Origin of the sequence: Microcystis sp. M49636_WE2, assembly GCF_030065375.1 — a bacterium.
In the GTDB taxonomy this organism is placed as follows: Bacteria; Cyanobacteriota; Cyanobacteriia; order Cyanobacteriales; family Microcystaceae; genus Microcystis; species Microcystis aeruginosa_C.
Genome location: NZ_JASJFG010000762.1, coordinates 1 through 4,424 on the forward strand (window position 1 = coordinate 1; position 4,424 = coordinate 4,424).

4 protein-coding genes are annotated in these 4,424 nt (G+C 39.8%); all 4 read right to left on the reverse strand.

What is annotated here, in order from left to right:
• Positions 1–296: 296 nt before the first annotated feature.
• Positions 297–716 (reverse strand): YraN family protein, encoded by a 420-nt coding sequence (locus tag PX484_RS17470; RefSeq protein WP_287668405.1) that lies wholly within the window; start codon positions 714–716, stop codon positions 297–299.
• A 170-nt stretch (positions 717–886) separates the two neighbouring features.
• On the reverse strand, positions 887–1,264 hold the full coding sequence (locus PX484_RS17475; protein ID WP_004268065.1) for a DUF3110 domain-containing protein: 378 nt from the start codon (positions 1,262–1,264) through the stop codon (positions 887–889).
• 79 nt (positions 1,265–1,343) lie between these two features.
• On the reverse strand, positions 1,344–1,805 hold the full coding sequence (locus tag PX484_RS17480; protein ID WP_287766594.1) for a DUF2996 domain-containing protein: 462 nt from the start codon (positions 1,803–1,805) through the stop codon (positions 1,344–1,346).
• Between the two features lie 468 nt (positions 1,806–2,273).
• On the reverse strand, positions 2,274–4,424 hold a 2,151-nt coding region (locus PX484_RS17485), incomplete at its 5' end, for a type ISP restriction/modification enzyme (protein WP_288104934.1).

A 4,424-nucleotide genomic window follows, 5' to 3' on the forward strand; every position in this document is an offset into this window, starting at 1 on the left:
GGCAAAAAGACCTAGAGCCTGTGCCACCTGCTCTAGCTCAACGCAACAGCTAAATCGGACGCAGATTCTCAAAGTTTGTAAAGTAAAGTATGGTTTCGCCTCTGTTGCTCGATATAGGACAGATGGAGTGAGCCGTAATCATCACCTGAGTCGGTAAACTGAGAAATCTTGATAGTTGACAGATAGACTGTTGTGGGTTCCGTAAACCTTTATTATGTTGAGTCCGTTAATTTTTTAGGAGTCCATATCGTTTGTACAAGATGAAGCCCGCCTCCCTAGGCGGGCCTATTGTGTTTTTAGAAAACCGCCACGAGATATTCCTGTAACTGCAATTGATAACCTGCCTGTAGCTGACAGGGATAATCAAGGGAAAACTCAGGTAAAGCTAATAGAGAACTTTTTTGACAACTAACCAAAGCCACATCGAAGCGACAGGTTAAATCGGACCATTGGGGATAAAAGGAGAGAAATATCTGAGCAGCTTCGTAAATTCTCCCCTGTTTACGGTCATCGATTGCTAATTTGCCCCCTAAATCCCAATTGCCAGCGCTGCGGGTTTTCACCTCGACAAAAGCGAGAATCGCCTGAGATTTAGACAAAACGATTAAATCGATTTCACCGCCGCCACTACGCCAACGACGCTGGAGGATATGCCATTGCTGTAATTGCAACCAATCCGCCACCAAATTTTCGCCCAATTCCCCCACAGTTGTCATATTCAGTTATCAGTTATCAGTTATCAGTTATCAGTTATCAGTTATCAGGGAACAGGGAACAGGGAACAACGTTGATTTATTATCCTGTCTTCTGACTCCGAACTCCTGACTACTGGCTCCTGTCTCCTGTCTCCGAACCAAGCAGGACAATTTTCTTTACCAGAGGTTTATTACAAAAGTCCTTCTAGACGACGACGGATGCTGTCCAACTCCGCATCGGGAATCTCGGAAAACTCTTCTTCGGCGGGGGGGACTTCCTCTTTTCGCCAATCCAACTCGGAGGCATTGCTTTCGGGGGGAATTACCAACATACCCGCTTCAATCATCTCCGCTTGATAGCCAGCATCGCGACAAAATTCTGCCACTTCCTCCGAATCAATTTTCTCTACCGTGGGAGTCGGAAAATCCTGCGCCTCTAACAGCAGCGCATAACGGGTGGCATCATCTTCCGATTCAAACATCAACACCTTATTGATAGCTCCCATTTGAATGGTGTGGATACCTTCGTTTTCTGTGCCTGCGTTAAAAAGTAGTACAAATACACGCATAATTACTATTAGCGATCGATAAGCAGTGGTCATCTATACTCATTTTACCCCCCTTCTCGATCGCTAATCCTCAGTAATTTTAGTTTCTCGTCAACCACTTTTGACCGTTAAGCCGTTGCAGGGTGTAAAACAACAGTAAATCGAGACTAACTTTCCTTTCATCGATCATAAATGATTCAAGTGTACTAGGTTGAGCGCCGCCCTCAGCCTGGGAAAAAGCTTTTTTACCGTTGATGTTTTCTTCCAAAAAATAAATGCTAAATTGACGCATTCCCCCGAGCCAATTGCCGGTTAACTGCCAACAGGGAGAGCTAGAAAAGCCCTGCACGGCAATTTTATCCTGTTTAAAGGACAGTTTTATATCAGTTATACCCAGCTTTTGCAAGGCTGCCGCCAGTGCGGGTTGAAAATGCTGCTCGATAAATTCAGCAAAGGGTTTTTCCTCGACGGTAGGCTCCTTGGGTTTTTTAGCAGCCGCAGGTTGAGCCGGTTTTTCTGCTGCTGCTGCCGGAGTTGCGGGGGTGGTGGTTTCTTCTGCCATAGGAATTAATCTGGAATGGGTAGGTAGCTACAATTATATTTTCTCCCGGGTTATCGGTTATCAGTTTTTTTAGCTATCAGCTTTTATTTACCCCATTGATTAGCCACTTTTCTGGTGAGGGCATTTCTCATAAAGATGAAGTATAACTGGACAGGGTAATGAAAACCTCTATATCAAGGTAGTAGGGTTGATTCATGAATCAACCCTACGAATCAACCCTACGAATCAACCCTACGAATCAACCCTACGAATCAACCCTACGAATCAACCCCCCTTATCAAGGGGGGCAGGGGGGATCAAACCTAAAATCCATTCAACCCTACGAATCAACCCCCCTTATCAAGGGGGGCAGGGGGGATCAAACCTAAAATCCATTTTTAATTTAATTATAACCAGCTACTTAGGGTTTACTGAAAAAGTTTTTACTGGAGGCAGGGTGTAGAATAAAATTTCCCAGAAGCAATCTTTTTAATGTCTCATCGCTTCTATTATTTTCATGGTTTCGACGCTGACAGTACAGACTCTTTGTAGTAAGTCAATTACTGTTTCTTTATAATCGGCAAAGCGATAGTTATTAAATCTTTCGGCGATGGTTTGATCTTTGGGTTTCTTTTCCTTATATTGATCTAAAATCCATTCTAGGGCCGAACGATTACCGAGTTTATATTCCCAGGCAATTTTGGGAATATCTTGTAGGAAAGTGACATCATCGAGGTTGATAGAATTTTTTTCTCGGTCAGCTTTTAGTTTAGGTTTCGGTTTGAGGTTATTATTAGTATCAATGCGGGTTAGTGGGTAGGGTGCGACGGTTTCATAGTTGATATGTAATTCCATTAGTTTGCTTCCCCATTCTACCCATTGAGAGAAGTTATCATAAAAGGGAAGCCGGGGAAATTCTCGCTTAAGATTTAATTCGTATTTACTGCGATATTCCGGGTAGTGGAGGACTGCATAAGTGTAGTGGAAGATATCGAGTTTGGTGATGGTTTTATCGTTGTAATGTTTTTGGAATTGCTGCAATCCCCAATCGGTGATATTATCGATACGGTTTCCTTCTTTGTCGTAGCGGTAGAGGGGGAGACAAAGTGTATCACCAATGAAATGATAATCAACCGGACAATTAGAGGTTAAAACTTGAAAAGGTTTAGAAAGCGGAGTACCTGAAAAATAAATAACACTATTACTATAATCAAATCCTTTCCCAAACAATTCTGCATGATAGTTAGTTAGAACATCATTGAGTATAAAATCGCTGTAAAATAATTGCTTTATAAAAGGGCGAAAGAGAGAAAATATAATTTTTGCTCTGTCAAAAGTAATGCTATGCCTAGCGATTAAGTGCTTCTTTAAATCTCGACTCCATTTAATATTAAGATTTACCATTTCATCAATATTTATATTGGAAAACAAAGACGTTTCTGCGTATTTAAAAATATCTGAATTATAAATATCGATAAAATAACTTATCTTGCTCTCAAGTTGCTGTGAATTGAAATCATATACCCATTCATCTCTATTACTCTTTATTCCATTTGTGTACAACTTAAATATTGCTACTTCATGAATTTGATCTTTGGACAGCTTAGTATCTTTATCAACTACAGGTATTAAGCTATTAAAATCATTATCTGATTGTTCAATCCAATTATGTTTTTTGTCTGGTATGATATGCTCAAAGTGAATATCTTTGAAATCATTTACTTGCAGATAATTAAGTTTATTTTGTCGCAATTCATGAACATCAAAAGGATTCGCATAAGAAAGCTTATTTCGATTATTATGATTGTCTTTAATCAAAAAACTTATCACAATACCTGTCATAGCAGCAGCACCAAAAATTGTGTGTTTTTCACCAATGAAAATACCATCTCTACCAGAAATTTTTCTGACATTACCACCTAAATCTATAAAATAAGCGCAAGTAAATTCTTCTTCAATACATTTTCTAAATCCATCAAAGGAGCGACCATCCAAGAAAGAAGAGTTAGTAATAAAAGCTATTATACCATTTTCACCTAACCTATCTGTAGCCCAACGAAAGAAGCGAGAATACATATCATATAGCTTTGTCTTCTGCGCTGTACTCTCTTCGATGTAAGTATCCTTAATGCGCTTATCAATAGCAGGATACTTCCGATTTTTATTATTGTCATTCTCATTTTGCTGATTAGCATTATAAGGAGGATTACCAATAATTACAGAAATATTGCGGTCATTTTGATTTTGAATCCGTTGGGTATTCTCCACCGACATGGCAAACAAATCCATCTGCTTGAGATGAAAAGCAGCATGGTCCAGGGTATCCACAAAACAGATATGCTCAAACTCCTCATACTCACCCATCTTCTGCTTGTAGGTGAACTCAATATTCAAATTAGCAATATAATAAGGCAGAATTGCCACCTCATTACAGTGCATCTCATGCTTATACTTGTACCGTAACTTATCCTTCGGTAAATACTCAATCAACTCCGTTACAAAAGTTCCTGTCCCCGTCGCCGGATCTAAAATTTCTACTCCTGGATCCGCCAACAACTTACCAAAATGCTTGTGGACTAAATAATCGACACTTTCAATCATAAAACGGACAATTTCATTGGGTGTATAGACAATTCCCAA

Excerpts from the sequence above, each read along its gene's own strand:
- PX484_RS17480 (WP_287766594.1), bottom strand. The coding sequence starts at position 1,805 with ATGGCAGAAGAAACCACCACCCCCGCAACTCCGGCAGCAGCAGCAGAA.
- PX484_RS17475 (WP_004268065.1), bottom strand. The coding sequence starts at position 1,264 with ATGCGTGTATTTGTACTACTTTTTAACGCAGGCACAGAAAACGAAGGT.
- PX484_RS17470 (WP_287668405.1), bottom strand. The coding sequence starts at position 716 with ATGACAACTGTGGGGGAATTGGGCGAAAATTTGGTGGCGGATTGGTTG.